23 protein-coding genes and 1 pseudogene are annotated in these 26,065 nt (G+C 59.8%); 19 read left to right on the forward strand and 5 right to left on the reverse strand.

The genetic code is table 11. The features are described 5' to 3' along the window. The 4 genes and pseudogenes from M6689_RS15585 to M6689_RS15600 all read right to left on the reverse strand — a co-directional run. Positions 1-666, reverse strand: a pseudogene (locus M6689_RS15585) (cation acetate symporter); the annotation flags it as partial. A gap of 16 nt (positions 667-682) precedes the next feature. After that, on the reverse strand, positions 683-991 hold the full coding sequence (locus M6689_RS15590) for a DUF485 domain-containing protein (RefSeq protein WP_298273431.1): 309 nt from the start codon (positions 989-991) through the stop codon (positions 683-685). 138 nt (positions 992-1,129) lie between these two features. Continuing rightward, complete coding sequence (locus M6689_RS15595; RefSeq protein WP_298273432.1) at positions 1,130-1,900, reverse strand: IclR family transcriptional regulator; 771 nt, start codon at positions 1,898-1,900, stop codon at positions 1,130-1,132. 293 nt (positions 1,901-2,193) lie between these two features. Further along, complete coding sequence (locus tag M6689_RS15600; RefSeq protein ID WP_298273434.1) at positions 2,194-2,622, reverse strand: hypothetical protein; 429 nt, start codon at positions 2,620-2,622, stop codon at positions 2,194-2,196. Positions 2,623-2,711: 89 nt separating this feature from the next. Between M6689_RS15600 and M6689_RS15605 the strand changes: the two genes are divergently transcribed. The 14 genes from M6689_RS15605 to M6689_RS15670 all read left to right on the forward strand — a co-directional run bounded on the left by M6689_RS15605 (position 2,712) and on the right by M6689_RS15670 (position 15,923). Beyond that, positions 2,712-3,455, forward strand: a complete 744-nt coding sequence (locus tag M6689_RS15605) for a YebC/PmpR family DNA-binding transcriptional regulator (RefSeq protein ID WP_298273435.1) — start codon at positions 2,712-2,714, stop codon at positions 3,453-3,455. A gap of 71 nt (positions 3,456-3,526) precedes the next feature. Further along, positions 3,527-4,045 (forward strand): crossover junction endodeoxyribonuclease RuvC, encoded by a 519-nt coding sequence (ruvC, locus tag M6689_RS15610; RefSeq protein ID WP_298273437.1) that lies wholly within the window; start codon positions 3,527-3,529, stop codon positions 4,043-4,045. Next, positions 4,042-4,644 (forward strand): Holliday junction branch migration protein RuvA, encoded by a 603-nt coding sequence (ruvA, locus tag M6689_RS15615; protein ID WP_298273438.1) that lies wholly within the window; start codon positions 4,042-4,044, stop codon positions 4,642-4,644. The genes ruvC and ruvA overlap by 4 nt, the downstream gene beginning before the upstream one ends. Before the next feature lie 106 nt (positions 4,645-4,750). After that, positions 4,751-5,767 (forward strand): Holliday junction branch migration DNA helicase RuvB, encoded by a 1,017-nt coding sequence (ruvB, locus tag M6689_RS15620; RefSeq protein ID WP_298273440.1) that lies wholly within the window; start codon positions 4,751-4,753, stop codon positions 5,765-5,767. A gap of 12 nt (positions 5,768-5,779) precedes the next feature. Continuing rightward, the gene (locus M6689_RS15625) at positions 5,780-6,514 is read left to right on the forward strand and encodes a DnaA/Hda family protein (RefSeq protein WP_298273441.1); all 735 of its coding nucleotides are present in this window, start codon (positions 5,780-5,782) and stop codon (positions 6,512-6,514) included. 126 nt (positions 6,515-6,640) lie between these two features. Continuing rightward, positions 6,641-7,183, forward strand: coding sequence for an epoxyqueuosine reductase QueH (locus M6689_RS15630; RefSeq protein WP_298273463.1), 543 nt, complete (start codon positions 6,641-6,643; stop codon positions 7,181-7,183). Next, positions 7,183-7,395: a DUF2905 domain-containing protein gene (locus M6689_RS15635; RefSeq protein ID WP_298273442.1), complete on the forward strand. Its 213-nt coding sequence runs from the start codon at positions 7,183-7,185 to the stop codon at positions 7,393-7,395. The genes M6689_RS15630 and M6689_RS15635 overlap by 1 nt, the downstream gene beginning before the upstream one ends. Positions 7,396-7,496: 101 nt before the next feature. Beyond that, positions 7,497-7,814, forward strand: coding sequence for a phasin family protein (locus M6689_RS15640; protein WP_298273444.1), 318 nt, complete (start codon positions 7,497-7,499; stop codon positions 7,812-7,814). Beyond that, positions 7,808-9,493 (forward strand): 2-polyprenylphenol 6-hydroxylase, encoded by a 1,686-nt coding sequence (gene ubiB / locus M6689_RS15645; RefSeq protein WP_298273445.1) that lies wholly within the window; start codon positions 7,808-7,810, stop codon positions 9,491-9,493. Before M6689_RS15640 ends, ubiB begins: the two co-directional genes overlap by 7 nt. A gap of 195 nt (positions 9,494-9,688) precedes the next feature. Beyond that, complete coding sequence (lpxC, locus tag M6689_RS15650) at positions 9,689-10,615, forward strand: UDP-3-O-acyl-N-acetylglucosamine deacetylase (protein ID WP_366949757.1); 927 nt, start codon at positions 9,689-9,691, stop codon at positions 10,613-10,615. A 334-nt stretch (positions 10,616-10,949) separates the two neighbouring features. Beyond that, positions 10,950-12,644 carry a transporter substrate-binding domain-containing protein gene (locus M6689_RS15655; protein ID WP_298273446.1) on the forward strand — a complete coding sequence of 565 codons (1,695 nt, stop codon included), beginning with the start codon at positions 10,950-10,952 and terminating at the stop codon, positions 12,642-12,644. Between the two features lies 1 nt (position 12,645). Next, complete coding sequence (locus M6689_RS15660) at positions 12,646-14,052, forward strand: sigma-54 dependent transcriptional regulator (protein ID WP_298273448.1); 1,407 nt, start codon at positions 12,646-12,648, stop codon at positions 14,050-14,052. Positions 14,053-14,363: 311 nt separating this feature from the next. Beyond that, the gene (locus tag M6689_RS15665) at positions 14,364-14,582 is read left to right on the forward strand and encodes a DUF551 domain-containing protein (RefSeq protein WP_298273450.1); all 219 of its coding nucleotides are present in this window, start codon (positions 14,364-14,366) and stop codon (positions 14,580-14,582) included. 24 nt (positions 14,583-14,606) lie between these two features. Beyond that, positions 14,607-15,923, forward strand: a complete 1,317-nt coding sequence (locus M6689_RS15670) for a dicarboxylate/amino acid:cation symporter (protein WP_298273451.1) — start codon at positions 14,607-14,609, stop codon at positions 15,921-15,923. 248 nt (positions 15,924-16,171) lie between these two features. On the opposite strand, the gene M6689_RS15675 is transcribed toward M6689_RS15670, so the two are convergent. Then, on the reverse strand, positions 16,172-16,531 hold the full coding sequence (locus tag M6689_RS15675; RefSeq protein WP_298273452.1) for a helix-turn-helix transcriptional regulator: 360 nt from the start codon (positions 16,529-16,531) through the stop codon (positions 16,172-16,174). A 131-nt stretch (positions 16,532-16,662) separates the two neighbouring features. On the opposite strand from M6689_RS15675, the gene M6689_RS15680 reads away from it, so the two are divergent. The 5 genes from M6689_RS15680 to M6689_RS15700 form a co-directional block, all read left to right on the forward strand. Continuing rightward, positions 16,663-17,874 (forward strand): DEAD/DEAH box helicase, encoded by a 1,212-nt coding sequence (locus M6689_RS15680; protein WP_298273454.1) that lies wholly within the window; start codon positions 16,663-16,665, stop codon positions 17,872-17,874. A gap of 90 nt (positions 17,875-17,964) precedes the next feature. Next, positions 17,965-19,578: a helicase-related protein gene (locus tag M6689_RS15685; protein WP_298273455.1), complete on the forward strand. Its 1,614-nt coding sequence runs from the start codon at positions 17,965-17,967 to the stop codon at positions 19,576-19,578. A 12-nt stretch (positions 19,579-19,590) separates the two neighbouring features. Beyond that, the gene (locus M6689_RS15690; protein ID WP_298273457.1) at positions 19,591-22,848 is read left to right on the forward strand and encodes a site-specific DNA-methyltransferase; all 3,258 of its coding nucleotides are present in this window, start codon (positions 19,591-19,593) and stop codon (positions 22,846-22,848) included. Next, complete coding sequence (locus M6689_RS15695; protein ID WP_298273459.1) at positions 22,849-25,722, forward strand: DEAD/DEAH box helicase family protein; 2,874 nt, start codon at positions 22,849-22,851, stop codon at positions 25,720-25,722. Then, a partial coding sequence (locus M6689_RS15700; RefSeq protein WP_298273461.1) for a hypothetical protein occupies positions 25,695-26,065 on the forward strand: 371 nt, incomplete at its 3' end. The genes M6689_RS15695 and M6689_RS15700, both read left to right, overlap by 28 nt.

The following is a 26,065-nucleotide window of genomic DNA, read 5'->3' on the forward strand; positions in this document are numbered from 1 at the left end:
CGGGATGCCGATGAGAAGCTGCATCAGCTTGCCGGCACCGACCATCTGGGCGGTGAGGTAGAAGGTGGAGACGGCGACGGTGGAGAGGGCCGCCACGGCGCGGACCGGTTTCGGCTCGGTGCGGAAGGAGAGGATGTCGCCGAGGGTGTACTTGCCGGCGTTGCGGCACGGCTCGGCCACGATCAGAAGGACCGTGATGTAGGCGACGAGCCAGCCGACGGAGTACATGAAGCCGTCATAGCCGTAGAGGGAGATCATGCCGGAGATCCCGAGGAAGGAGGCGGCCGACATGTAGTCGCCGGCGATGGCCCAGCCGTTCTGGGTGCCGGTGATGCCGCCGCCGGCGGCGTAGAAGTCGGCGGCCGACTTGGTCCGTTTGGCGGACCAGACGACGACGGCCATGGTGACGCCGATGATGATCAGGAAGATCGGGATGGTGACATAGGGGTTGGCCTTGAACTCGGCCTTCTTTCCGGCCGGTGCGGCGGCCTTGGTGACGGGGGCCGCCGGAGCGGGTGCGGTGGCCGCGGGGGCGGCCGGTGTCGTCGCCGGCGCGGCGACGGCGGGGGTGCCCTGGGCGCCGGCGGGGGCCTTGGCCGGTTCCTCGGCGAAGGCGAAGGAGCCCAGGGAAAGGGCCAGCGTGATTCCTGCGATCAGTTTCTTCATCGTTGTCCTCCTTCCTTTACTTGAGCTCGTCCACCAGCTCGCGGGTGAGCCGGTCGAAGTCCTTGTTGGCTACATGGGCGTAATAGATGGCAATCCCCCAGGAGACGAAGAACTGGGAGAGTGCGAAGAGGTAGCCGAAGTTGATGTTGCCGACGATCTTGATCTTGAAGAGCCCCGGCGCGTAGGCTGCTCCAATAGGGAGGAGGAAGTAGAAGACGGTCGAGAAGACCCACCAGCCGATAAGGAAGGTCGTCTTCTTGCGGTGGAGCTCGACGAACTTGGGGTTCTTGGCGATTGCCGCCCAGTCGTACTGTTTGTCTGCCATGGTTAGTTACTCCTTTCTTCAGTAAATCTCATCGTGCCGAGCGGCGTCCCGCTCGCCTCCATTACCGATGTCCGGCCCTTGTTCTTCCGATCACCCCTCCTTTCGATGGTTTCCCGTTTTTGTGATTCCTTTCGGTACCTACAGCTTCGCGTAGCCGAACTTGAGGGATAGGATCTCCGCCCCCTCTTTCAGGGAGGGAATGATTTCGTTTTCGAGGCGGGAGGTTATCATGCGGAAGGATGGTCCGAGCATGGTGAGTGCTCCGATCACCTTACCCGCATAGTCTCTTACGGCCACCGCAACGCTGACAATCCCGTCGCCGAGGCCGTCAACGTCGATGGCGAAACCGCGCTCCCGGACACTGTTCAGTTCCGACTGGAGCCGGGCAGGGTCGGGAATGCTGCCATTTTTGCCGCGTTTCTTCAGGAATTTTTCGAGGAGGTCCACCGATTCCAGGGCCTTGATGGCCTTGCCGGCGGCATTGGTGAAGAAGGGGAAGCGCTTGCCGACGAGGGGAGCGGTCTTGATCGGCTGCTCGCAGTCGACCATGTCGAGGAAAAGGACTTCTTCTCCCTTGAGGACCGCAATGTAGACTGCTTCGTCGTGTCGGCGCGCCAGTTTTTCCATGACGGGGTGGGCGTGACGGATGAGGCTGGTGCTGTTGAGGAGGCGTTGTGCCAGTTCTACCGATGAAATCCCGAGGCGGTAGATGCCGCTGGCGTCGTCGCGCTCCACAAGGCCTTTGCTTTCGAGGGTTGCCAGGAGGCGGAACGCCTTGTTCCGGGAAAGCTCGAGTCTTTCGGCAAGGTACGGCAGGGTGGCGTGGCGGCTCTCCTCGGTGAGCGTCTCGAGGATATCCAGAGCCTTTTCTACCGTTTGAACCGCGTATGAACTCTTTTCCCTGTTCATAGTGTTCCTTCCTGGCCGGGTGGATTGGTGTTTTATAAACGTCGTTATATTTCGAAATAATTTTTAGCACCGTGTTTTATATCCGTCAAGGCATAAAAATTATAAAAAATAAAAAAATCGTAATTGCCCGCAATAATAGATAGTTGCAGCGGCATGGGTGATCGGTTTTATGCTGTCAGCGAGTTCTGCAGAGTTGTAGAACGCGGTTTATTGATGTGGTGGAAGTGAGGTGATGTTGGGGTGATGGGGGCGGTTTCAGACGCTAATTGTCTGGGTGGGAGGAAAGGTGGCGATCAACGGAACTTGATCGCCACCCCCTTTGCCTTGATTTCGGTGATGGGGAAAAGGAGATATGAGCTTCTCTCGCCGCGGATCTCGGGGAGGATGACCGCGTCGGCGCCCAGTTTCGCTGCCTCGGCTTCGAGGGCCTCGTTGGCCCAGTCGTCCGCCTCGCCACGCAGATCGTCGACGGCGCCGAATCGTTCGCGGCTTACCTCCACGGTGCCGATTCTGACGTAGGGGCGGAATATCTCGTCCTGGGCGAGAATCGGCGGAAGTTCCCGCTCGGCGGTGGCAGAGAGGGGCGCTGCGGCACATGCTGCCGTGAGGAGCGTGAGAAGCGGGAGGACCAGGCGGGACAAGCGAACGGGCAGGTACATGGGGGGCACCTCGCTGACGGGAAATGGAGCGGCGCCGATGCCGCCGATTCCCCATTTTTGCATGAACTTTCGCCCTTTACAACCAAGATTTTCCCATGATAGTATCTGCCGGTTTATAAGCCCCACACCGTTTTTCAGGAGGAGCAGCACGAATGTCGGGACATAATAAATGGAGTACTATCAAGCATAAGAAGGGCGCCGCTGACGCCAAGCGGGGAAAGATCTTCACCAAGCTGATCAAGGAGATCACCGTGGCGGCGAAGCTCGGCGGAGGCGATCCGAACGGCAACCCGCGTCTGCGCACCGCCGTCGACAAGGCCAAGGCCGAGAATATGCCCAAGGACAATATCGAGCGGGCCATCAAGAAGGGTACCGGCGAGCTGGAAGGTGTAACCTACGAGGAGATCGTCTACGAGGGTTACGGCCCCGGCGGCGTGGCGGTCCTCGTGGAGTGCATGACCGACAACCGCAACCGCACGGTGAGCGAGGTCCGCAGCATCTTCACCAAGTGCAACGGCAACATGGGGGAGACCGGCTGCGTTTCCTGGATGTTCGACAAGAAGGGGCTCATCGTTTTCGCCAAGTCGGTCGACTTCGAGAAGCTCTTCGAGTCGGCGCTGGAGGCCGGCGCGGAGGATGTGGCCGACGAAGAGGAGCAGTACGAGGTCCTCACCGATCCTTCCAGCTTCATCGAGGTGCGGACGGCGCTGGAGAATGCGGGTTTCAGGTACGAGTCGGCCGAGATTACCATGATCCCCCAGACCATGGTGAAGCTCGACGGAAAAAACGCCGAGAACATGCTGAAGCTGATGGACCGTATGGAAGACAACGACGACGTCCAGAACGTCTACGCCAACTTCGACATCTCCGTGGAGGAGATGGAGAAGCTGATGTAAGGGCCAGGGGACTTTGAGTCCCCTTTTTTGTAGGAGCGCCGCTTGCGGCGCTCCTACCTTTTTGGGTATCCATGAGAGTCCTCGGCATCGATCCCGGTTCGCGCATAACCGGATACGGCATCATCGAAAAGATCGGCAACCGCTTCACCCACGTGGACAACGGCGCCATCTTCACCGACAGCCATGACGAATTCGCCCTCCGCCTCCGGAAGATCTACCGGGGGCTGACGGCAGTCATGGAAGAATACCGCCCCGATGCCATGGCGGTGGAACAGGTCTTCCTCGCCCGCAACGCCCAGAGCGCCCTGAAGCTCGGCCAGGCGCGGGGGGCGGCCATCGTCGCCGGGGTGAACGCCGGGCTCCCGGTGGCGGAGTACACCGCCATGCAGGTGAAGCAGGCGGTGGTGGGGTACGGGCACGCCGGCAAGGAGCAGGTGCAGCAGATGGTGAAGGCGCTCCTGGGGCTTCCGGAGATCGCCCAGACCGACGCCTCCGATGCCCTCGCCGTGGCCATCTGCCATGCGAACTCGGCGCTGCTCAGGAGCGTCGCCGGCACCCTGCTGCAGACCAGCGTCAGGAAAAGACGATGATAGCACTCCTTACCGGGAAACTCGCCATGAAGGCGCCGGACCACCTGATTATCGATGTGAGAGGGGTGGGGTACCGCGTCCAGGTCCCGTTTTCCACCTACTTCGATCTTCCCGCCGAAGGGGCGGACGTCACCCTGCACATCCACACCCACGTCAAGGAAGACGCCATTCACCTCTACGGCTTCCGGACCCCTCTCGAAAAGCAGTTCTTCCAGCTTCTTCTCACCGTGTCGGGGATCGGGCCGAAACTGGCCCGCGACATCCTCTCCAACGTCCAGGCCGAAGAGCTGGCGGGTGCCCTCATGAATGGGGACCAGACGCGTCTCTCCGCCATCCCCGGCATCGGCAGGAAGAGCGCCGAACGGCTCATCCTGGAGCTGAGGGAGAAGGTGCGGAAGCTGGGCCTGGAGCCGGCGCAGGTGCAGACGGCCCCTTCCGCTCCCGCCACCGCGGGCATCCTGGATGACGTCACCTCCGCCCTAGTGAACCTCGGTTACAAGGAGGCGGTGGTGGTCAAGGCCATCGCGGAACTGGATGCTCCGGCCGATGCCCCCATGGAGGCCGTTCTCAAGCTGGCGCTGAAGCGGTTGATGCGCTGACCCCCACAGGTCCGCCCCCCCGTGCGGGAACCCCCCGCCGCCCGCTTGACCTTTCCCCCCAACTGTTATACCGTGGTGCATCTTTTCCGGAGCGGCATTTCCCGTCATGACCAGACTCATTTCGCCTGAATCTACCGATGAAGAGCTCCTCGTCGAGAGCTCCCTGCGCCCCCGCGCCCTGGATGATTACGTGGGGCAGGAGAAGGCCAAGGGAAACCTGCGGGTCTTCGTCGACGCGGCCCGCAAGCGCGGGGAGGCGCTGGATCATGTGCTTCTCTACGGGCCTCCCGGTCTCGGCAAGACGACGCTCGCCAATATCATCGCCTGCGAGATGGGGGTGAACATCAAGTCCACCTCGGGGCCGGTCATCGAGCGGCCGGGGGATCTGGCGGCGATCCTCACTAATCTTGAGCCCCACGACGTGCTCTTCATCGACGAGATCCACCGCCTCTCCCACGTGGTGGAGGAGATCCTCTACCCCGCCATGGAGGACTTCCAGCTCGACATCATCATCGGTCAGGGCCCCAGCGCCCGCACCATCAAGCTCGACCTCCCCAGGTTCACCCTCGTGGGGGCCACCACCAGGGCGGGACTTCTCTCCTCGCCGCTCAGAGACCGGTTCGGGGTCATCTCGCGACTGGAGTTCTACACCGACGCCGAACTCGGTACGATCACCACCCGCTCGGCCCGCATCATGAACATCGGCATCGAGCCCGAAGGGGCAGCCGAGCTCGCCCGCCGCAGCCGCGGCACCCCCCGCATCGCCAACCGGCTTCTGCGGCGGGTCCGCGACTTCGCCCAGGTGCGGGCCGACGGGGTCATCACCTCCGCGGTGGTGGACGATGCCTTGGCGCTGCTGGAAATCGACCGGATGGGGTTCGACCTCATGGACCGGACCATCATGCTGACGATCATCGACAAGTTCGGCGGCGGCCCCGTGGGGCTCGACACCATTGCCGCGGCCATCGGCGAGGAGCGCGACACCATCGAGGATGTCTACGAGCCGTTTCTCATCCAGCACGGGTTCATCAACCGCACCCCCCGGGGGAGGGTGGCCACGAAGGCCGCCTATGAGCACTTCGGCCGCGTGGCGCCCCGCTCCCCCCAGGGCGATCTTTTCTAGAGCCGCTTCTCGATGCAGCTTGTCTTCGACTTTCCCGTCCACGAAAAGTACGGCTTCGACAACTTCGTCGTCTGCTCCGGCAACGCCACCGCGTTTCAGTTCGCCCAACGGCTCGTCGACCCGGGTGGTACCGAAAACCTTCTTTATCTCTACGGTCCGCCCGGTTCCGGCAAGACCCACCTCCTGACGGCCATCGGCTCGGCCTGCAGCGCGCGGGCGGGGCTTGTCACCGTTCCCTTCGTCTCCTTCAAGGATGTTGATGAGATCTATGGCGGCGAGTATCCGGCGGAGGAGGTCTCCCGGCTGGCGGAGCGGTTCCGCAACGCCCCGGCGCTTCTGGTGGACGACCTCCACCTGATCCCCGACCAGCCGAGCGTCCGGATCGAACTCTGGCAGCTGTTCAATGATTTCTACCAGGCCGGCCGCCCCATCGCCATAACCGGTCTTTACCCTCCGAAGGAACTTCCCCACCTCGACGGTCACCTGATCTCCCGTCTCCTCTGGGGGCTCGTGGCGCGGGTCGACATCTCCGACGAAGACTCCCGGCGCCTGATCATGAAGAAGCTCGCCGAGGACCGGCAGATCATCCTCCCCGCGGAGGTCATCGATTACCTTCTCCTCCATGTCCGCCGCGACGTCCCCTCCCTCATCGGGGCGCTGGAGGCAATAAAGCGCTTCGCCTTTTCCACCAAGCGGAAGATCACGGTGCGTCTGGCGCGCGAGGCTTTGGCGCTCCGGATGCCGTAACGAAGACCTCACATCCTCCTTTTTTCTGAAATGCCTCCCGGTATCGACCGGAGTGAAATCCGGGGTTGAGTCCTGCCGGGCGGGTGAGGTAAGATGAAGCAAAAACAGAGTGCCGGTGGCGAGACGATGAAACTTCTGCTCCATATCTGCTGCGCCCCGTGTGCCATCTATCCCGTCGGGCAACTGCGCGACCAGGGGATGGCGGTGACGGGGTTCTGGTACAATCACAATATCCACCCTTACCAGGAGTACCGGCGGCGCCTCGATACCGTCAGGGAGTACGCCGCTGCGGTTGAACTCGATATCGTGTACCGCGACGAGTACCGGCTGGAGGAGTTCCTGGGCTCCGTGGCGCAGGACCCGGCCCGGCGGTGCCTCTACTGTTACTTCTCCCGCCTGGACGCCGTGGCCGCGGCGGCAGCGGAGCTCGGCTACGAGGCGTTTTCCTCCGCGCTTCTCTACAGCCGCTACCAGCGGCACGACGACATCGTCGCCGGCGCCGAACGGGCGGCGGCGCGCCACGGGGTCACCTTCCACTACGACGACTACCGCCGCGGCTGGCAGGAGGGGATCCGCATCTCGAAGGAGATGGGGCTCTATCGCCAGCAGTACTGCGGCTGCATCTACAGCGAGAAGGATCGCTACCATCCCCGGGAGGAGAAGCGCTGATGCACAGCCTCGGCAGATCCCTCATCGCCATGGGGCTCGTCATCGCCCTGATAGGCGTTGTGCTAACCTTTGCCGGCAAGATCCCCTGGCTCGGCCGGCTTCCCGGCGACATCTATTTCAAACGGAACAATTTCACCTTCTACTTCCCCCTCGCCACGAGCATCATCATCTCGGTGATCCTCTCGCTCATCCTCTGGCTGCTCAGGAAATGACGGGCTTGTGAGCGGCACCCCCCGCAATCACTTGTCTTCCGGCCGTTTCCTGTTATTTTATCTGCAGTCGATGTCTACCAATTTATCCAGGAGGAATCCCCATGATCGAACTCATTGAAAAGGCCGTGCTGACCGGCCTCGGCGTCATGTCCCTCTCTCAGAAGAAGGCCGAGGAGTTCCTGTCGGATCTCAAGGAAAAGTACAAGGTGGGGGAGGACGAGGGAAAGGCGCTCCTCGACAAGCTTCATAAAATGGCCGGTGAAACGAAGGAGCGGGTCGCCGAGATGGCCGACCAGGAGGTGAAGCGGGCCATAGACCGTTTCGGCCTCGTCCCCCGCGAGGAGTACGACCGCCTCGTCAAGCGGGTCGAGTCCCTTGAGGCGAAGCTGAACATCACCGACCCGGGGTGCGAATGCTGAGCGTTCTCCAGCTCAACCGCAACATCCGTAGCCTGCGGCGCTACCGGCAGATCGTCCGGGTTCTTTTCAAGTACGGCTTCGACCACGCCCTGGAACTGATGGGGCTCTCCCAGTTCGTGACCCGCTGGCGCAAGCTCGTCCGCAGGCCCGAGCCGGAGCTCGTCCTCCTCTCGTCGGCCGAGCGGATGCGGCTTGCCCTGGAGGAGCTGGGGCCCACCTTCGTCAAGCTCGGCCAGATCCTCTCCACCCGCCCTGACGTCATCCCCCGGCACTTCATCCTGGAGTTCGCCAAGCTCCAGGACCACGTTCCGTCGTTCCCCTTCGAAGCGGCACTGGAGCAGATCCGCGCCGAACTGAAGCGGGAGCCCGGGGAGTGCTTCTCCTTCATCGATTCCGAGCCCCTGGCCGCCGCCTCCATCGCCCAGGTCCACCGGGCCCGGCTCCTCTCCGGCGAGGAGGTGGTGATCAAGGTCCGTCGTCCCGGGGTGGTGGAGTTCGTGGAGACCGACATCGACGCCATGATGGGGATCGCCACCCTGGCCGAGCGCCACCTCCCCCAGAGTGAGATCTACGACCCCGTGGGACTCGTGAAGGAGTTTGCCCGCACCATCCGGCGCGAGATGGACTTCGCCCGGGAGGGACACACCATTGAGAAGTTCGCCGAGAATTTCGCCGGCGACCCGACCCTCCATTTTCCGCAGGTCCACTGGGAGGAAACCGCCCGAGGCGTCCTGACCATGCAGTTCATCGACGGCATCAAGGTCTCGGACACCGCTGCCCTGGAGAGGGCGGGGCTCGACCGGCGGCTCATCGCCCGCCGCGGCGCCGACGCCTTCCTGAAGATGGTCCTCACCCACGGTTTTTTCCATGGCGATCCCCATCCGGGCAACGTTTTCATCCTCCCCGGCAACGTCATCTGTCTCCTCGACTACGGGATGGTGGGACGGCTCGATGCCCAGCTCAAGGCATATCTGACCGACATCCTTCTCGCCATCGTCCAGCGGGACGTGGACGAGGTCATCTCGCTTCTTCTCTACTCGGGGGAGATCACCGATTCACTCGATACCCGGGCGCTGCGGCGCGACCTCTCGGCCTTCATCGACAGCTACTACGAGATTCCGCTCCACGAGATCGAGGTGGGGCGGATGCTGCTGGAGTTCCTGGAGATCATCACCACCTACCGTATCAAGTTCCAGCCCGACCTCATGCTTCTTTCCAAGGCCTTGGTCGCCATTGAGGGGATGGGGCGCGAGCTCGACCCTGACTTCGACATGGTGGAGCACCTGCGGCCATTCATGAAGAAGGCGATCAGGGATCGGGTCTCCCCCCGCCAGATGATGAGGGAGATGGGCTCCCACCTTGTCTCCTACGTCACCCTCGCCCGCAATCTGCCTCGGGATCTCAAGGAGTTCCTCAACCGGATCAACCGCAACAAGTTCAAGATCGACCTGGAACACCGGGGGCTCGACCGTGCCCTGCGGGACTTCGACAAGTCGATCAACCGCCTCTCCTCAAGCCTCATCATCGCCGCTCTCATCGTCGGCTCCTCCATCGTCATGCAGACCGACAAGGGGCCGAAGCTGATGGGGTTCCCCGTGTTTGCCTTCCTCGGCTACACCATCGCCGGCTTCATCGGTCTCTGGTGGGTGGTGGCCATCCTTCGTTCCGGCCGTCTCTGAGCGCTGTTGTTGCATTATTGCAACATGGACCGTGGTTGTCGTGCCACAACGGCGGTTCCGGATGGCATGTCGCGATTCCCGGCGCTTGCGGCAACTTGCTGATTATACAGGCATAAAGCGTGATGATGCGGCTTGGTCCGGTACTTGCTCATGGCTATGATATTACGTATACTGACGATACCCAAGGAGCCAGCCATGGCCATGCAGAAAACTCTCAAGAACAAGATCACCCTTACCGGCATCGGGGTCCACTCGGGGCGGGAGGCAACCATCACCATCCGTCCGGCCGACGCGGGTACCGGCATCATCTTTCACCGGGTCGATCTGGTGCTGCCGGTTTCCATCGAGGCGACCGCCGCCAACGTGGTGAACACCCGCCTCAACACCACCATCGGCAAGAACGGCGCAGTGGTTTCCACCGTGGAACACCTGATGGCGGCCCTGCGCTGTTTCGGGGTCGACAACGCCCACGTCGACATCGACGGTCCGGAGGTCCCGATCATGGACGGGAGCGCCGCCCCCTTCGTCGAGGCGGTGCGCGCCGCCGGGGTAACCACCCTTGCCCGGCCGAAGAAATACCTGGTGGTCAAGAAACCGGTCACCGTGACGGAGGGAGAGAAGAAGGTCACCATCATCCCCTCCCGCTTCTTCAAGGTATCCTTCGACATGCAGTTCGGCCACCCGGCGGTGGCAAGCCAGTTCCGTAGCATGACCCTTGTCGAGGATGAGTTCGCCGCGGAGTTCGCGCCGGCGCGCACCTTCGGTTTTCTGGCCGAGGTCGAAACCCTCAAGGCCAACGGGCTTGCCCGGGGCGGATCGCTGGACAACGCCGTGGTGATCGGCGATACGGGGGTGCTGAACCCCGAGGGGCTGCGCTTCGATGACGAGTTCGTCCGCCACAAGATCCTCGACACGGTGGGGGATCTCTCCCTTGCCGGCTACCCGATCCTCGGGCATGTGAAAGCGACCAGGAGCGGCCACGACATGAACCACAGGCTCGTCAAGGAACTTCTCGCCCGCACCGACTGCTGGAGGCTCGTGGAGCTTGCCGGCCGCAGCGAGGATGAGGGTGCCGTCGCCCTTCCGCTTGCCGTACACGATTTCGCCTGGTCAAAGGCGTAATCTCAATCGGGTTGTTCCTCCATTTACGCCAAAAGGCCCCGAAGGTTTTCCTTCGGGGCCTTTTGGGCTTTTGGGCCTCATACATCACTTGACAAAAAGACGCCGAATGGGGCTTATTTTAGAGTACTTATTCCCCATCAGGCTGTCTCACAGTCCCGGCCACTCCGCACAGAATGTGAAGCACAAGGATATACGCGTGTTCAACGGCATTTCCGTTTGCAAGACCCGGCCAACTCCCGCAGGTAAGGCATCCATCGCACGTATTGTTGCGGGTTCTTTCCACCCGGGGAGGTGCCGCCAACCCATCCGCGGGATCCGTCTTGCCGTTGTCTTGATGTTTTCATTGCTTGCTGTTGCCGCCCATGCGGAGCTTCCCCTGCCGAACCATGCGGAGAGTGTCATCGTCGGCGGCGACCGGGCATATCCCCCCTACGAATTCATCGACAAGGACGGTAAGCCGGCCGGGTACAACGTCGACCTCACAAAGGCAATTGCCGAGGTCATGGGGATCAGGGTCGAGTTCCGCTTCGGCAGTTGGTCCGAGATGCGTACCGCCTTGCAAAAGAAGAAGATCGATATTCTGCAGGGGATATCGTATTCGGAAGACCGGTCCAGAACCATTGATTTTTCTCCGCCGCATACCATCGTGCACCACGCGATCTTTGCCCGCAGGGACACCAGGCCGGTCAGGACCCTGGAAGAGCTGCGGGGGAAGAAGGTCATCGTCTTTCGCGACGGGATTATGCACGAACGCCTGAAGCGGATGGGATTCGACCGGGAACTCATTCTTACGCCGACACCGGCGGAGGCCCTCCGGCTCCTGGCATCAGGTAAGTATGACTACGCGGTCGTGGCAATGCTCCCCGGCATGTACCTGATACGGGAACTGCACCTCTCCAATCTCGTTCCGGTAGCGAAGGCGGTGGTCAGCGAGCAGTACTGCTATGGCGTCCTCAAGGGGAACCGCGAGCTTCTCTCCCGCTTCAGCGAGGGGCTTGCCATTCTTGTAAAGACCGGTCAGTACAAGGAGATCTACAATAAATGGCTTGGAGTGAATGAGCCGCCGCGGGTGACCAAAGAGCTCGCCATCAAATATGGGGCGGCGATTCTGGTGCCCCTGCTGGTAATCCTGGCCGGCACGGTGCTCTGGTCCCGTACCCTGCACAAGAGGGTGGAGGAGCGGACGGCGGAACTGGCCCAGGAGGTCATGGAGCGGAACAGGGCGCTGGAGGAATTGCGCCGTCATCAGGACAAGCTCATCCAGGCCGACAAGATGGCGTCGCTCGGTACCCTTGTCTCCGGTGTCGCCCATGAGATCAATAATCCCAACGGGCTGCTGTTGCTTGATATCCCGATCCTGAAACGGGTTCATGACGATGCCGATGAAATTTTCGAAGGCCGTTTCCGGGAGCATGGGGATTTCATGCTGGGTGGAGTGCCGTATTCCGAAATGCGTCAAGAGATCCCGCGCATCCTGCAGGAGATGCAGGACGGCGCCCAGCGCATCAAAAGGATCGTCAACGATCTCAAGGATTTTGCCCGCCGTGACGATGCCGGTCAGAAGGAACTCATCGACCTGAACGCCACGGTGCAGACGGCGCTCCGCCTCATCGACCCCACCATCCGTTCTTCCACGAAGCGTTTTGTGGCCACCTATGCCGACGGGCTTCCCCAGATCATGGGGAATGCCCAGCGGATCGAGCAGGTGATCGTGAATCTGGTCCTCAACGCCTGCCAAGCTCTTCAAACCGAGGACAAGGGGGTGACGGTCACGACCGGTTTCGACAGGGATCGGAACCTGGTCGTTGTTCAGGTCAGGGATGAGGGGGGCGGCATTGCCGAGGAGCACCTCTCTCAGCTGATGGATCCATTTTTCACCACCAAGCGCGAGACGGGGGGCACAGGGCTCGGGCTGTCGGTTTCTGCGGGAATCGTCAAGGAGCATGGGGGGACCCTCCGCTTCGAATCCACGCCAGACATCGGGACGACGGTGACCCTTTCCCTCCCGGTCCCCCAACAGAGGTCATGACATGAAAACCACGGTATATCCCAGTTTCAGCATACTCCTTGTCGATGACGAGCCGGCCTGGCTAAAGTCCTTTTCGTTGACGCTCAGGAGTTGTGCCGGGATCAACAATGTGCATATGTGCCAGGACAGCCGGGAGGTTATGGCACGGCTCAATGAAGGGGGAATCGGCCTGGTCCTCCTCGACCTGACCATGCCGCACCTATCCGGCGAGGCGCTTCTGCAGCAGATTGGGGAGGCCCATCCGGAGATCATGACGATCATCGTCAGCGGGTTGAATCAGCTGGAAACTGCGGTGCGGTGCATGAAGCTCGGTGCTTTCGACTATTTCGTCAAGACCGATGAGGAGGACCGGCTGGTGGGGGGGGTCCTGCGGGCGATCCGCATGCAGGAGCTGCAGCACGAGTGCCGCACCATGTCGGATCGGGTACTCTCCCGGGACCTGCAGCATCCGGAGGCGTTCATTGACATCGTGACCTGCGACCGGGGGATGCACGACATCTTCACCTACGTGGAGGCGGTGGCCCCCAGCCATCAGCCGCTCCTCATCACCGGCGAGAGCGGGGTCGGGAAGGAGCTGATCGCCCGGGCGGTCCATCGCCTCAGCCGCTGCTCCGGCCCCCTGGTGGCGGTAAATGTGGCCGGCCTGGACGATACGGTCTTCGCCGACACCCTCTTCGGCCATGTACGCGGCGCCTATACCGGCGCGGATCAGGCGCGCCCCGGCATGATCGAGCAGGCCGGCAACGGTACCCTCTTTCTCGACGAGATCGGCGACCTCAGCATCGCCTCCCAGGTGAAGCTTTTGCGGCTTCTCCAGGAAGGAGAGTATTTCCCCCTGGGAAGCGATCGCCCCAAGCGAATGAATGCGCGGATCGTCGTTGCCACCCATTGCAATCTGGCAGCGAAGGAGGCGGCCGGGACGTTTCGCCGTGACCTCTACTACCGGCTCTGCACCCACCACATCCACATCCCGGCCCTGCGGGAGCGGCCGGGAGACATCCCGCTTCTCCTGGACTATTTCCTGGGTGAGGCAGCAAAATCCCTCGGGAAGCGCAAGCCGACCCCCCCAAAGGAGCTGGCGCAGATCCTCTCCACCTACAGCTTTCCCGGCAATGTCCGGGAACTTCGCGGGATGGTCTATAATGCCGTCAGTCTTCACAAGGAGAGGATCCTTTCCATGGAAAGTTTCCTGAAGGCCATGGGGCATTCCCGTACGGAACAGGTCCCCCCTGCGGAGAACCAGAATCCGTTTCGATCCTTCGAGCGCCTCCCCACCTTTGCCGAAGCGGCCGAACTGCTCGTCGACGAGGCCATCACCAGGGCAAACGGCGTCCAGGCCATAGCCGCGAGGTTGCTGGGCATATCCCCGCCTGCACTCAACAAGCGCCTGAAAATGCAGCGGAAATAATCCAACCCCCTCCTCGCCGGCACAAACATTCCCTCTGGAATCCTCCCCCGATACGAAAGGGCTTAACCCGGGTTAATCGGTTAACCATGGTTAAGCCTATGCAACATCCCGAATTACTTCACCATTTCCAGTCGTAGACCCCGAAGCCATTTCCGCAGGTTAAGGCCATTCCTCTGTAAAAACAATCGTAGAACAATGTTTTTTGTAACGATTACGATACCTTGCGCTGGATATGCGCGAATGGTATTCGTCTTGCTGATATGGCTTTGTATTGGCAGAGGTCATCCTGCACACGAAAAGGGGAACACGCTATGGAATGGATCAGCATCAATGAACGGCTTCCCGAAGATAACACACCGGTTGTGCTGTTCACGCCGCTCGATTTTTTCGGCGATCTGCACTCATGCATCGGTAATTCCGAAAGCATCCGAATCTGCAACATTGCGACCGGCCGGGAAGAGGCCCCCATTTTCACCCACTGGATGCCGCTTCCGGCCACTCCGACAGTCACCAAGCGCGATTGCCGCTAATAAACCCAACCTAGAGGAGTGAGTATGAAAACGAAAAAATTCTACCAACATCTGTACTTCCAGGTATTGACCGCCATTTCCATCGGCGTTCTGCTCGGCTATTACCTGCCCGAGACCGGTACAGCCATGAAACCCCTCGGTGACGGCTTCATCAAGCTGATCAAGATGATTATCACCCCGGTCATCTTCTGCACCGTCGTGACCGGCATCGCCGGCATGGAGGATATGAAAAAGGTCGGCCGCGTCGGCGGCAAGGCGCTTCTCTACTTCGAGGTGGTCACAACCCTGGCCCTGGGGATCGGGCTGCTGGTAATCAACGTGATTCAGCCGGGAGTCGGTATGAACGCCGACGTCACCAAGCTGGACGCCAAGGCCCTGGCCACCTATACCACCACCGCCGCCAAATCCCACAGCTTCGTCGATTTTCTCCTCGGCATCATCCCCACCAGCGTCGTGGATGCCTTTGCCAAGGGCGACATACTTCAGGTGCTGTTTTTCGCGATCCTCTTCGGTTTTGCCCTGGCGGCCCTCGGCGAGCGCGGCAAACCGGTCTACCGGCTGATAGACCAGCTCTCCCATGCCATGTTCGGGATCGTCGGCATCATCATGAAGGCGGCACCCGTCGGCGCCTTCGGCGCCATGGCCTTCACCATCGGCAAGTTCGGCCTCGGCTCCCTGACCAAGCTGGGGATGCTCATGGGGAGTTTCTACCTGACCTGTTTCCTGTTCATCTTCGTGGTACTCGGTACGATCTGCAAAGTGTGCGGCTTCAGCATCTTCAAGTTCATCAACTATATCAAAGAGGAGCTCCTGATCGTTCTCGGGACCTCCTCGTCGGAAACCGCGCTGCCGCGCATGATGGCCAAGCTGGAGAACCTGGGGTGCACCAAGTCGGTCGTTGGACTGGTAATCCCCACCGGCTACTCCTTCAACCTGGACGGTACCTCCATCTATCTGACCATGGCGGCGGTTTTCGTGGCCCAGGCCACCAATACCCACCTGACCTGGACCCAGACACTGACCATCCTGGGGGTGCTGATGCTGACCTCGAAGGGGGCCGCCGGTGTCACCGGCAGCGGTTTTGTGACCCTCGCGGCCACCTTTGCGGCGATTCCCACCATTCCGGTAACCGGCCTCGCCTTGATCCTCGGCATCGACCGGTTCATGTCCGAGGCCCGCGCCCTGACCAATCTGGTGGGCAATGGCGTGGCCACCGTGGTTGTCTCCCGCTGGGAGAATGAACTCGACATGGCCAGAATGAAGAGGGTGCTGAACAGTGAGGCCGACGAGGAAGCCGAAGCAATCCTGGCGGAACCGGAAGTGGCTCTGGAAGAAGCCTGACAGCTGAGTACGTTCTGCCATACAGGTTCCTTTCTGTCGCCGGGGGACGCCCCGGCTCTCTTCTTCCGGACCATCCAACGCAAAACGCCCCGGCACAACCAGTGCCGGGGCGTTTCTTTGTTCGCCCAGCGTAGCGGGCGAACCCGACCTGTTGGAAGAAACTGGCGTCGCCCACCAGGAGGGCGGGAATGATCACCCCGCTTCACTACTCGATTATGTAAGCAGATGCAAGGCGCAACCATTCCGGCTTATTTCTTCGCTAGCCTCCGGACGATCGTGATGGCTAGCTTCTTGTCACTTCCGGCGGTCAGGTCCCTGAAGTTTCTCAGCAAGGTTTTTTCTTCCTTTGATGCATAGGGCGTTTCCGGTTCAGCCGCCACATTCGCCCGTGGTGTCTCGAAAAAGGCCGTTACCGGCAGAGCGAGAGCCCGTGCAATTCTCTGCAGGTTTTCCACATTGAGCATACTGCTGCCGTTTTCATAGCGCTGAATCTGCTGGTACGACACACCAACCTTTTCCGACAGCTGTTCCTGCGAAAGTCCCAGTTCCTTCCGTCGTCTCCGTATGGCCTCGCCGATTTCCCGGGTTGTGATGATGTCCGTTGGCATGACGGCATCATAACAAAGCGGTCTTGACCGTAATACCGCATCAATTGATAGTAGTTCCGTGTTGAAATTTACGCGCCTAATGTGTAATTTGATCCTTCTCGGCACTATCAAAATTGGCGGTATTCCTTTCCTTGAACACCCCTTGGCATGCCAAATACTTTGCCGCCGAGCTGCTCAGGCGCTCGGCGGCAAACGATATCGACAAGCTCTCCATGTCGCTGTTCGATGCCTCGGTCGACCTGAACCCCCATCAGATCGAGGCGGCGCTCTTTGCCTGCCGCTCCCCTCTCTCCAAGGGGGTGCTGCTGGCGGACGAGGTCGGCCTCGGCAAGACCATCGAAGCGGGGCTGGTGCTCTGCCAGTGCTGGGCGGAACGGCGGCGTCGGCTCATCGTCATCTGCCCGGCAGCGCTCCGCAAGCAGTGGAGCCTTGAGCTTGAGGAAAAGTTCAATCTTCCCTCGGTGATCCTTGAGGCCAAATCGTTCCGTGAGGCGCTGCGTGGCGGGAGCGACAATCCGTTTCTGACACATGACATCGTCATTACCTCCATGAACTTCGCCACACGGCAGAAGGAGCTGCTGAAGCTGGTCGCCTGGGATCTGGCGGTGATCGACGAGGCCCACAAGCTGCGTAACGCCTACCGCCCCGGCAACCGCATGGGGCAGGGGATACGCTGGGCGCTGGAGGATCGCAGGAAGCTCCTCCTCACCGCCACGCCGCTGCAGAACTCCCTTCTGGAACTGTACGGCCTTTCCACCCTGATCGACGACCACATCTTCGGCGACCTCGCTTCCTTCCGTGAGCAGTACACCGGCAGCGACGCCGATCTGGACGCACTCAAGCGCCGCCTGGCCGGGTTTGCCAAGCGGACTCTCCGTTCCCAGGTGCTGGAGTATATCCGCTACACCGAGCGCCGTGCCATCACCCGCCCGTTCCGCCCTTCCGACCGGGAGCAGGAGCTGTACGAAGCCATCTCCGGCTTCCTGCAGCGCCCCGGCACATACGCCATCCCGGACCGGCAGCGCACCCTGACGGTGCTCATCGTGCGCAAGCTCCTGTCATCGTCGACTCCGGCGGTGGCCGGGACACTGGAGACCATAAGGAAACGCCTTGAAGCCCTGCGCGCCGGACTGCCCGAACCGGAACACCTGCTGGAAGAGCTGGTGGAGGGCGACGAGCTCGGCGACGACTTCCTCGATGAAGAGGAGGAGATAGAGAAGCTGGAAATCCCCCCCAGCCCCCCTTTCATAAAGGGGGGAGATGAGGAAAGTCTCCCTTTACGAAAGGGGGATTCAGGGGGATTTGACTTTGACCGCAACCAACTGGATGCCGAAATCGCCTAGCTGGACGGCTACATCCGGCAGGCGCGGCAGATCTCTGTTGACACCAAGACCCGCACCCTCTGTTCCGCCCTGGAGATAGGTTTCGCCGAGATGGAAAAGATGGGGGCCTCCCGCAAGGCGCTCATCTTCACCGAAAGCCGCCGCACCCAGGAGTATCTGAAGGCGTTTCTCGAAGCCAACGGCTTTGCCGGACGCATCGTCCTCTTCAACGGCAGCAACACCGATCCGGAGAGCAGCGCCATCTTTGAAAAGTGGCTCCGGGACAACGCCGCTACCGGCCGGATCAGCGGATCGAAGACGGCAGACCGGCGCAGCGCCATCATCGAACATTTCCGGGACAGTGTCGACATCATGCTCGCCACCGAAGCGGCTGCCGAGGGGGTCAATCTCCAGTTCTGCTCACTGGTCGTCAACTACGACCTCCCTTGGAACCCCCAGCGGATCGAGCAGCGCATCGGCCGCTGTCACCGCTACGGCCAGAAGCACGACGTGGTGGTCATCAATTTCCTCAACGAGCGCAACGACGCGGACCGGCGGGTCTATGAGCTCCTCACCGAGAAGTTCAACCTCTTCTCCGGCGTCTTTGGCGCCTCGGACGAGGTGCTGGGGACCATCGAGACCGGCGTCGACTTCGAGCGGCGCATCCTGCGCATCTACCAGGAGTGCCGGACCGCCGGGGAGATCGAAGCGGCCTTTGCCGCGCTCCAGGCCGAGATGGAGCAGACCATTGCCAGCCGCATGACCGAAACCCGCCGGACCCTGCTGGAGCATTTCGACGAGGATGTCCACACTCGCCTGAAGGTCCGGCTGGACCAGACCCGCCATCACCTGGACCGTTTCAGCCGCCTCTTCTGGGCCGTCACCAGAACTGTCCTCCACGGTCAGGCCCGGTTCGACGACAAGGATCTCTCCTTCGATCTGCACGCACCTCCCACCGGTATTCCTCAGGGAAGGTACCACCTTATCAGCAAGAACCGGGAGAACGTGGAAGGCGCCTATCTCTATCGCCTCTCCCACCCCCTGGGGGAACTGGTCCTCAGCACGGCGCTACGGCATGCCACCCCCGAGGCAACGCTGCGTTTCGACATCAGCGGCCACCCCACCAGGAGCGCCATGATGGAGGCGCTCAAGGGAGAATCGGGCGTCCTGGCCCTGGAACGGCTCACCATTACCTCCTTCGACACGGAGGAGCACCTCCTCTTCAGCGCCTTCACCGATGCCGGCGCCCCCCTGGACCAGGAGCAGTGCGAAAAGCTTTTCCTGTGCCGGGCGGAGATCGGTCCGGCGGAGAGCCTGGCAACCTTCAGCGGACGCCTGACAGCGGAGACCGAACGGCACGCCGCGGCCGCTGTCAGCCGGGCGCTGGAGACCGGCAACCGCCACTTCCAGGAGGAGCGGGACAGGCTGGACAAGTGGGCCGATGACCTGATCTGCTCGGCCGAGAAGGAGCTGAAGGACACCAAAGCCCGGCTCAAGCTCCTGAGCCGGCAGGCGCGGCAGGCCGCCACCACCGCCGAACAGGTGGAACTGCAGCGGCAGATCGTGGAATTGGAAAAAAAACAGAGAAGGCAGCGACAACAGGTCTTCGACGTTGAAGATCAGATAATTGACAAACGAAATAGCCTGATAGCCCGGCTTGAGCAGCAGATGAAGCAAAAGACCACCCGAGAAAGGCTGTTCACCGTGCGGTGGACGGTTGTGTGATTAGGAGAGACCATGTCCGAAAACCTGAAAAAACTGAAAGCCATACTGCGGGAGATGTTCCAGTTGGACCAAGCCGATCTGGATTTCGGCATATACCGCATCATGAACCAGAAGCGGGACGAGATCGAGCAGTTCCTCGATCGCGACCTGCTCCCCCAGGTCAAGACCGCCTTTGCCCACTACGAAGGGGATGATCAGGGGAGCGTTCGCGAAGAAATGGAGCGGCTCGGAAAGACCCTGGAAGATGCCGGGGTGGTGGCTGAAACATCGCCCAAGTACCAGGCCCTGCAAGCCAGGCTCTCCCGGTCGGTGGACGTCTCGGCCCTTGAAAACGAGGTGTTCTCCCACCTCACCAACTTCTTCCGCCGCTACTACCAGGAGGGGGATTTCCTTCCCCTGCGCCGCTACAAGGCGGGTGTCTATGCCATTCCCTACGAGGGAGAAGAGGTGAAGCTGCACTGGGCCAATGCCGACCAGTATTACATCAAGTCATCGGAAAACTTCCGCGACTACACCTTCAAGCTCCCCTCCGGCAGGCGCGCCCATTTCAAGCTGGTGGACGCCTCCACCGAGCAGAACAACAAGAAGGAGCAGGCGGGCAAGGAGCGCCGTTTTGTCCTCTGCGCCGAAACTCCGTTGATGGAAGAAGGGGGCGAGCTGTTCATCCGCTTCGAGTACAGGGTGGACGAGGGCGGCGCCAAACAGGCAGCGCTTAACGAGGCGGCAGTTCAGGCGATACTCGATTCGTTCCCTCTCCCTGAGGGAGAGGGCCAGGGTGAGGGAGGGGCTGACTGGAAGCGGGAGCTGTCCACCCTTGCGCCCACCGCCAAGAACGCCCGCCGCACCCTGCTGGAAAAGCACCTGACCGACTACACCGCCAAATACTCGTTCGACTACTTCATCCATAAGGACCTCGGCGGCTTCCTGCGCCGGGAGCTGGACTTCTTCATCAAGAACGAAGTGCTCTTCATCGACGACCTGGACGCCGACCATATCAGGGCCACCATATCCAAGGTCAAGGTCATCAAGGAAATCGGCCACAAGATCATAGCCTTCCTGGAACAGCTGGAAAACTTCCAGAAGACGCTCTGGCTGAAGAAGAAGTTCGTGGTGGAAACCGGCTACTGCTGCACCCTGGACAAGGTGCCGGAAGAACTCTATCCCGCCATCATCGCCAACGGTGCGCAGATTGAGGAGTGGAAGCGGCTCTTTGTCATTCAGGAGATTGAGGGGGATTTGCACACGCCAGCGTATAGCGATCCGCTGACAATGGAGTTTCTGAAAGCCAATCCGTTCCTTGTGCTGGATACGGCCTTCTTCGGCCGGGAGTTTACGGAGAAGCTGCTGGCGTCGTTTGATAATCTGGATGAGGCGACGGGTGGGTTGCTAATCCATAGTGAAAACTTTCAAGCTATGAATTTAATTAACAATACGTTCAAAAATCGCATTGACGCCGTATACGCTGACCCACCATACAACACAAGTGCATCTGAAATTATTTACAAAAACTCGTACAAACACTCATCTTGGCTGAGCCTCCTAGCCGACAGACTGAATATAGCAAGATCACTCATGACTCACAAAGCCATAGTTTGTATAACAATAGATGATTTTGAGATGCAATACCTTAATATGCTTCTTACTGAAGTCTTTGGCGAAGAAAATCATCAGGCAACAACTGTTATTAGAAGCAAACCGCAGGGACGTGCTACAGCCGTTGGCTTTTCACCTAACCATGAATATGGATTGTTTTATTCAAAAACCACTGACGCCGTAGTGGGGAGAATACCTCGTGATGAGGAAAGATCGGCTCGATACAAAGAACGAGATGGTCAAGGGATCTATACGTGGGCAAACTTCAGGGGGACAGGGGCCAACTCGTTCAGAGAGAATCGGTTGAAATTGTTTTACCCAATATACGTATCTGTAAATGGACAAATCAGAATAGTTGAAATGGAATGGAATGACATCGGGCAAGTATGGCTCACCTCTGAACCTCCGTCTCCAGAGGAACACATTGTTTTTCCAATAGACGATGATGGCACAGAAAGGGTGTGGACTCTTGGCTGTGAAAGGGCTCAACAAGAAATATCTGAATTACTAGCTCGTGAAGTAGGCGGCAGATGGCAGATTTATCGGAAGTACCGACCAAATCAGGAAGGTGCTTTGCCGGGGACGTGGTGGGACAACTCATTATACTCAGCAAGCGAAAGCGGGACGAAAGTATTACAAAAGTTATTCGGTATGTCTGGTGATTTTTCCTATCCAAAAAGTCTTTTTGCCGTTATTGACTGCCTCAGAGCCGCCAACCTTTCTGGAAAGGGAACTGTCCTCGATTTTTTCGCAGGCTCAGGCACTACTGCTCACGCAACTATTGAAATTAATCGGATAGATGAGTGTAAACGAAAATACATCCTCGTCGAAATGGGCGACTACTTCGACACCGTCCTCAAGCCCCGCATCCAGAAGGTCATCTACTCCAAAGACTGGAACAACGGCAAACCGGTCTCCCGCGAAGGTTCCAGCCACCTGTTCAAGTACATCCGGCTGGAAAGCTACGAAGACGCCCTCAACAACCTGCGCCTGAACCGCACGCCGGAACAGGGGAGCCTCCTGGAGCAGCACGACAGGCTGCGGGAGCAGTACCTGCTCTCCTATATGCTTGATGTGGAAAGCGCCGGCAGCGCCTCGCTCCTGAACATCTCCGCCTTTAGCGACCCGTTCAATTTCCGCATGAACATCGCCCGGGGCAACGAGACCAGGGAAACGGTGGTCGATCTCGTGGAGACCTTCAACTGGCTCCTGGGAATCAAGGTGCTCCGCATCAGCCAGAGGGAGCACCGCGCCGCCGAATTCGCAGCCGATGCCGAAGGGCGATTGTGTATTATTAAGGGGAGTGCGCGAAAGGCAAATCCCCCCCAGCCCCCCTTTTGTAAAGGGGGGAGTCTGGAAAGTCCCCCTTTACAAAAGGGGGATTTAGGGGGATTTAAGCCTTGCTGGACATTCCAGGAGGTGGAGGGTCAGACCCTTGCCGGAGACAAGGTGCTCATCATCTGGCGCACCTGTACCTCCAGCCCGGAACAGGACAACGTGATGCTGGACGCATGGTTCAGCAAGCGCAACTACAGCACCCTCGATTTCGAGTTCAGACGCATATACGTCAACGGTGACAACAACCTGGAGAACCTGAAGATCGGCGAAGAGCGGTGGAAGGTGGCGCTCATCGAAGAGGAGTTCAAACGGCTGATGTTCGACGTGGAGGGGGTATAGATGCCGCCCCGCGGAAGACAGGCACGGACAGCGGCCCCACCCCTCAAGTTCGAAAAACGATTGGTTCTGAACCAGTGGCTGCTGTCTCTCTTCGAGGTGAGCAGCATCGACGAATTCTACGGCATCATGCGCGATGGTGCCGAGGGGTGGGACGAGAACAACGTCTCCCGCTTTCATCAGCGCATCACCGAGCGGCTGTTCGACCTTCCGGAGCTGTCCAATGATCTGCTGCTCTCCTATGACCGGAACATCTTCAGCCACACCCTGGCAATAGCCGGAAAACGGGAACCGGCCATATCCTGGAAATATTTCCAGTATCTGGCACTGCTGCTGACGGAAATCTACCTCGACCGCTACTTTTCCGATCCGGCTGCCCTGCTGGAAGCATTGAACCGCCATGCTGCGTCATTCAACAGCGACAAGCCGGCACGGGACCAGGTGCAACCGTTCTCCCCGGCCGACCTGAAAAAGCTGGCATTCTGGAATGCCACCGGTTCCGGGAAGACCTTGCTGATGCATGTCAACATCCTCCAGTATCGCCACTACCTGGAAAAGCACGGCCGGGAACGGGAGCTGAACCGCATCATCCTCCTGACCCCCAACGAGGGGCTTTCGGTGCAGCATCTGGAGGAGTTCGCCCAATCGGGGCTGAAGGCGGAACTGTTCAACAAGGACGGGGCGACGCTCTTCTCCGGCAAGCAGATCGAGATCATCGACATCCACAAGCTGAAGGACGAGATGGGGGATAAGACCGTCGCCATCGACGCCTTCGAGGGGAACAACCTGGTGCTGGTGGATGAGGGGCATCGCGGCGCCAGCGGCAAGGAGTGGCTGGAGAAGCGCAACAGGCTGTGCGAGAACGGTTTCTCCTTCGAGTATTCCGCCACCTTCGGACAGGCAGTCGCCGCAAACGCCGCTCTGGCGGAAGAGTACGCCCGCTGCATCATCTTCGACTACTCATACAAATATTTCCATGGCGACGATTACGGCAAGCACTACTCCATCCTCAATCTTGCCGACGACCATGACGAGACCATCCGCCGGCGCTACCTGACCGCCTGCCTGCTGGCGTTCTACCAGCAGCAGCGCCTCTTTGCCGACAAGGAGCAGGAGTTTGCCCCGTACCTGCTGGAGAAGCCCCTCTGGGTCTTTGTCGGCGGCAGCGTCAACTCGGTGCGGACGGAGAACAGGAGGAAGGTCTCCGACGTGGTGGACATCCTGCTGTTCCTCAAGGAGTTCGTGAAGGACCGGGCGGCAAGCGTCGCCGACCTGAAACGGCTTATGGAAGGCAGCGCCGGACTGCTGGACGACAAGGGGCAGGACATCTTCCGCAAGGCGTTTGAGTACCTGCACACCACCGGCGCCACGCCGAAAGAGCTCTACGGCGCCATCCTCGGCACCCTCTTTAACTGCCCCGTGGATGGTGCGGAGCTGCATCTGGAAAACCTTAAAGGGGTCGGCGGCGAAATCGGGCTGAAGATGGGGGACAACGACTGCTTCGGCGTCATCAACGTCGGCGACGACAGCGCCCTGCTGAAGCTGTGCGAGGAGCACGGCTTCTCCGTCACCCAGCGGGACTTCGCCGCGTCGCTCTTCCAGCAATTGAACGCCAGGAATTCCACCGTGAACATCCTCATCGGCTCGAAGAAATTCATGGAGGGGTGGAGCTGCTGGCGGGTCAGCACCATGGGGCTGATGAACGTCGGCCGGAGTGAGGGTTCGGAGATCATCCAGCTCTTCGGCAGGGGCGTTCGCCTGAAGGGGCGGAATTTCTCCCTCAAACGGAGCAGCCGCGCCGAGTTCGAGCAGCTCGCCCCCAGGTCTATCCGGGTGCTGGAAACCCTGAACATCTTCGGGGTCCGCGCCAACTACATGCAGACCTTCAGGCAGTATCTGGAGGATGCGGGCCTGCCCACCGGCACCGAGGATCTGGAGGAGTTCTTCCTGCCGGTGTACCGGAACATCAGCGACCGGCCTTTGAAGACGATCCGGTTGAAGAAGGGGATGAGCTTCAAGAAGCAGGCTCCCCGTCCACAACTTGGCGCAACTCCCGCCAAGGGGTGCCGGGTCGTGCTCGATTGGTACCCCAAAATTCAGGCCATGAAGAGCGGCGACGGGAAAGCTCCCTTGACCGTCATCGTGAAAGCCCATCATCCCCTGACCGCGGCTCATCTCGCCTTCATGGATATGGACGCGCTCTGGTTCGAACTGCAGAAGTTCAAGAACGAGCGGTCGTGGTATAACCTGACGCTGAAGCGGGATGCCATGCCCGCACTACTGGCGGATGACAGGTGGTACAAGCTGTTCATCCCGGAAGAGGAGCTGCAGTTCACCGGCAGCGGCGATTTCAGACGCATCCGCGGCTGGCAGGAGATAGCCTCGACCCTGCTGAAAAAATACTGCGAGGCGTTTTTCGCCGATCAGCAGGCCAAGTGGGAGAGCAATCATTCGGAATACGTGGAGCTGGATGAGCATGAACTGGGGCTTGTCGCCGATGCCGACGGCACGCCGGGCTATCGCTTCATCATCGGCAAGAATGAACACCTGGACATTCTGGAAAAGCTGAAGCAACTGAAAGAGGCCGTCAAGACCGGAAAGCTGAAAGAGTTCGAAGCCAGACAGGGTGTGCCTGACAATTCCTTGCAGGCATACTGCTCATTCCGAACTGTTATACTTACATTCGCTCACCATCCTAATCAAACCTTTTCCATCTATGTTATAATGTACCTAGTTAGTTGTTCGGTCACGCGAATGCATACTAACGAAACCTTGCCGGGGCCTACCGATGCATGCGTGACCATGCACCGAGTCCCGGCATTTTCTTTCAAGATAGGAGACGTTCCCACATGCCCAAAGATACCCGCTACCGTATAATTTACGTAGGCAAGAATCGCCGAGTGCTGGACACTGCTACCGGACAAACGATGTCCTACGGTACTTACGTTCGTCACGTAAAATCTGCTCCCACGTCAATCGCTCCAAAACTTCCATATTTATCCATTACGATGACTGAGGAATACCATAATCCATCTATGGAGGCCGATGTCCTTCTGCTGGCCAAAGAGGCCCGAAAGCTGACTGCTCTTGAGCTACAGCATGAAGTGGCGAACATGGAGTATGCTGACCAAGAAACTGGAAACGAAGGCATAGACGCCTCTGTCATCCCGGTACCACAACGAATACAGGCGCTCCTACCTAAAGAGAAGCCGCATGGCGA

Origin of the sequence: Geobacter sp. (genome assembly GCF_027327745.1) — a bacterium.
Classification (GTDB): domain Bacteria; phylum Desulfobacterota; class Desulfuromonadia; order Geobacterales; family Geobacteraceae; genus Geobacter.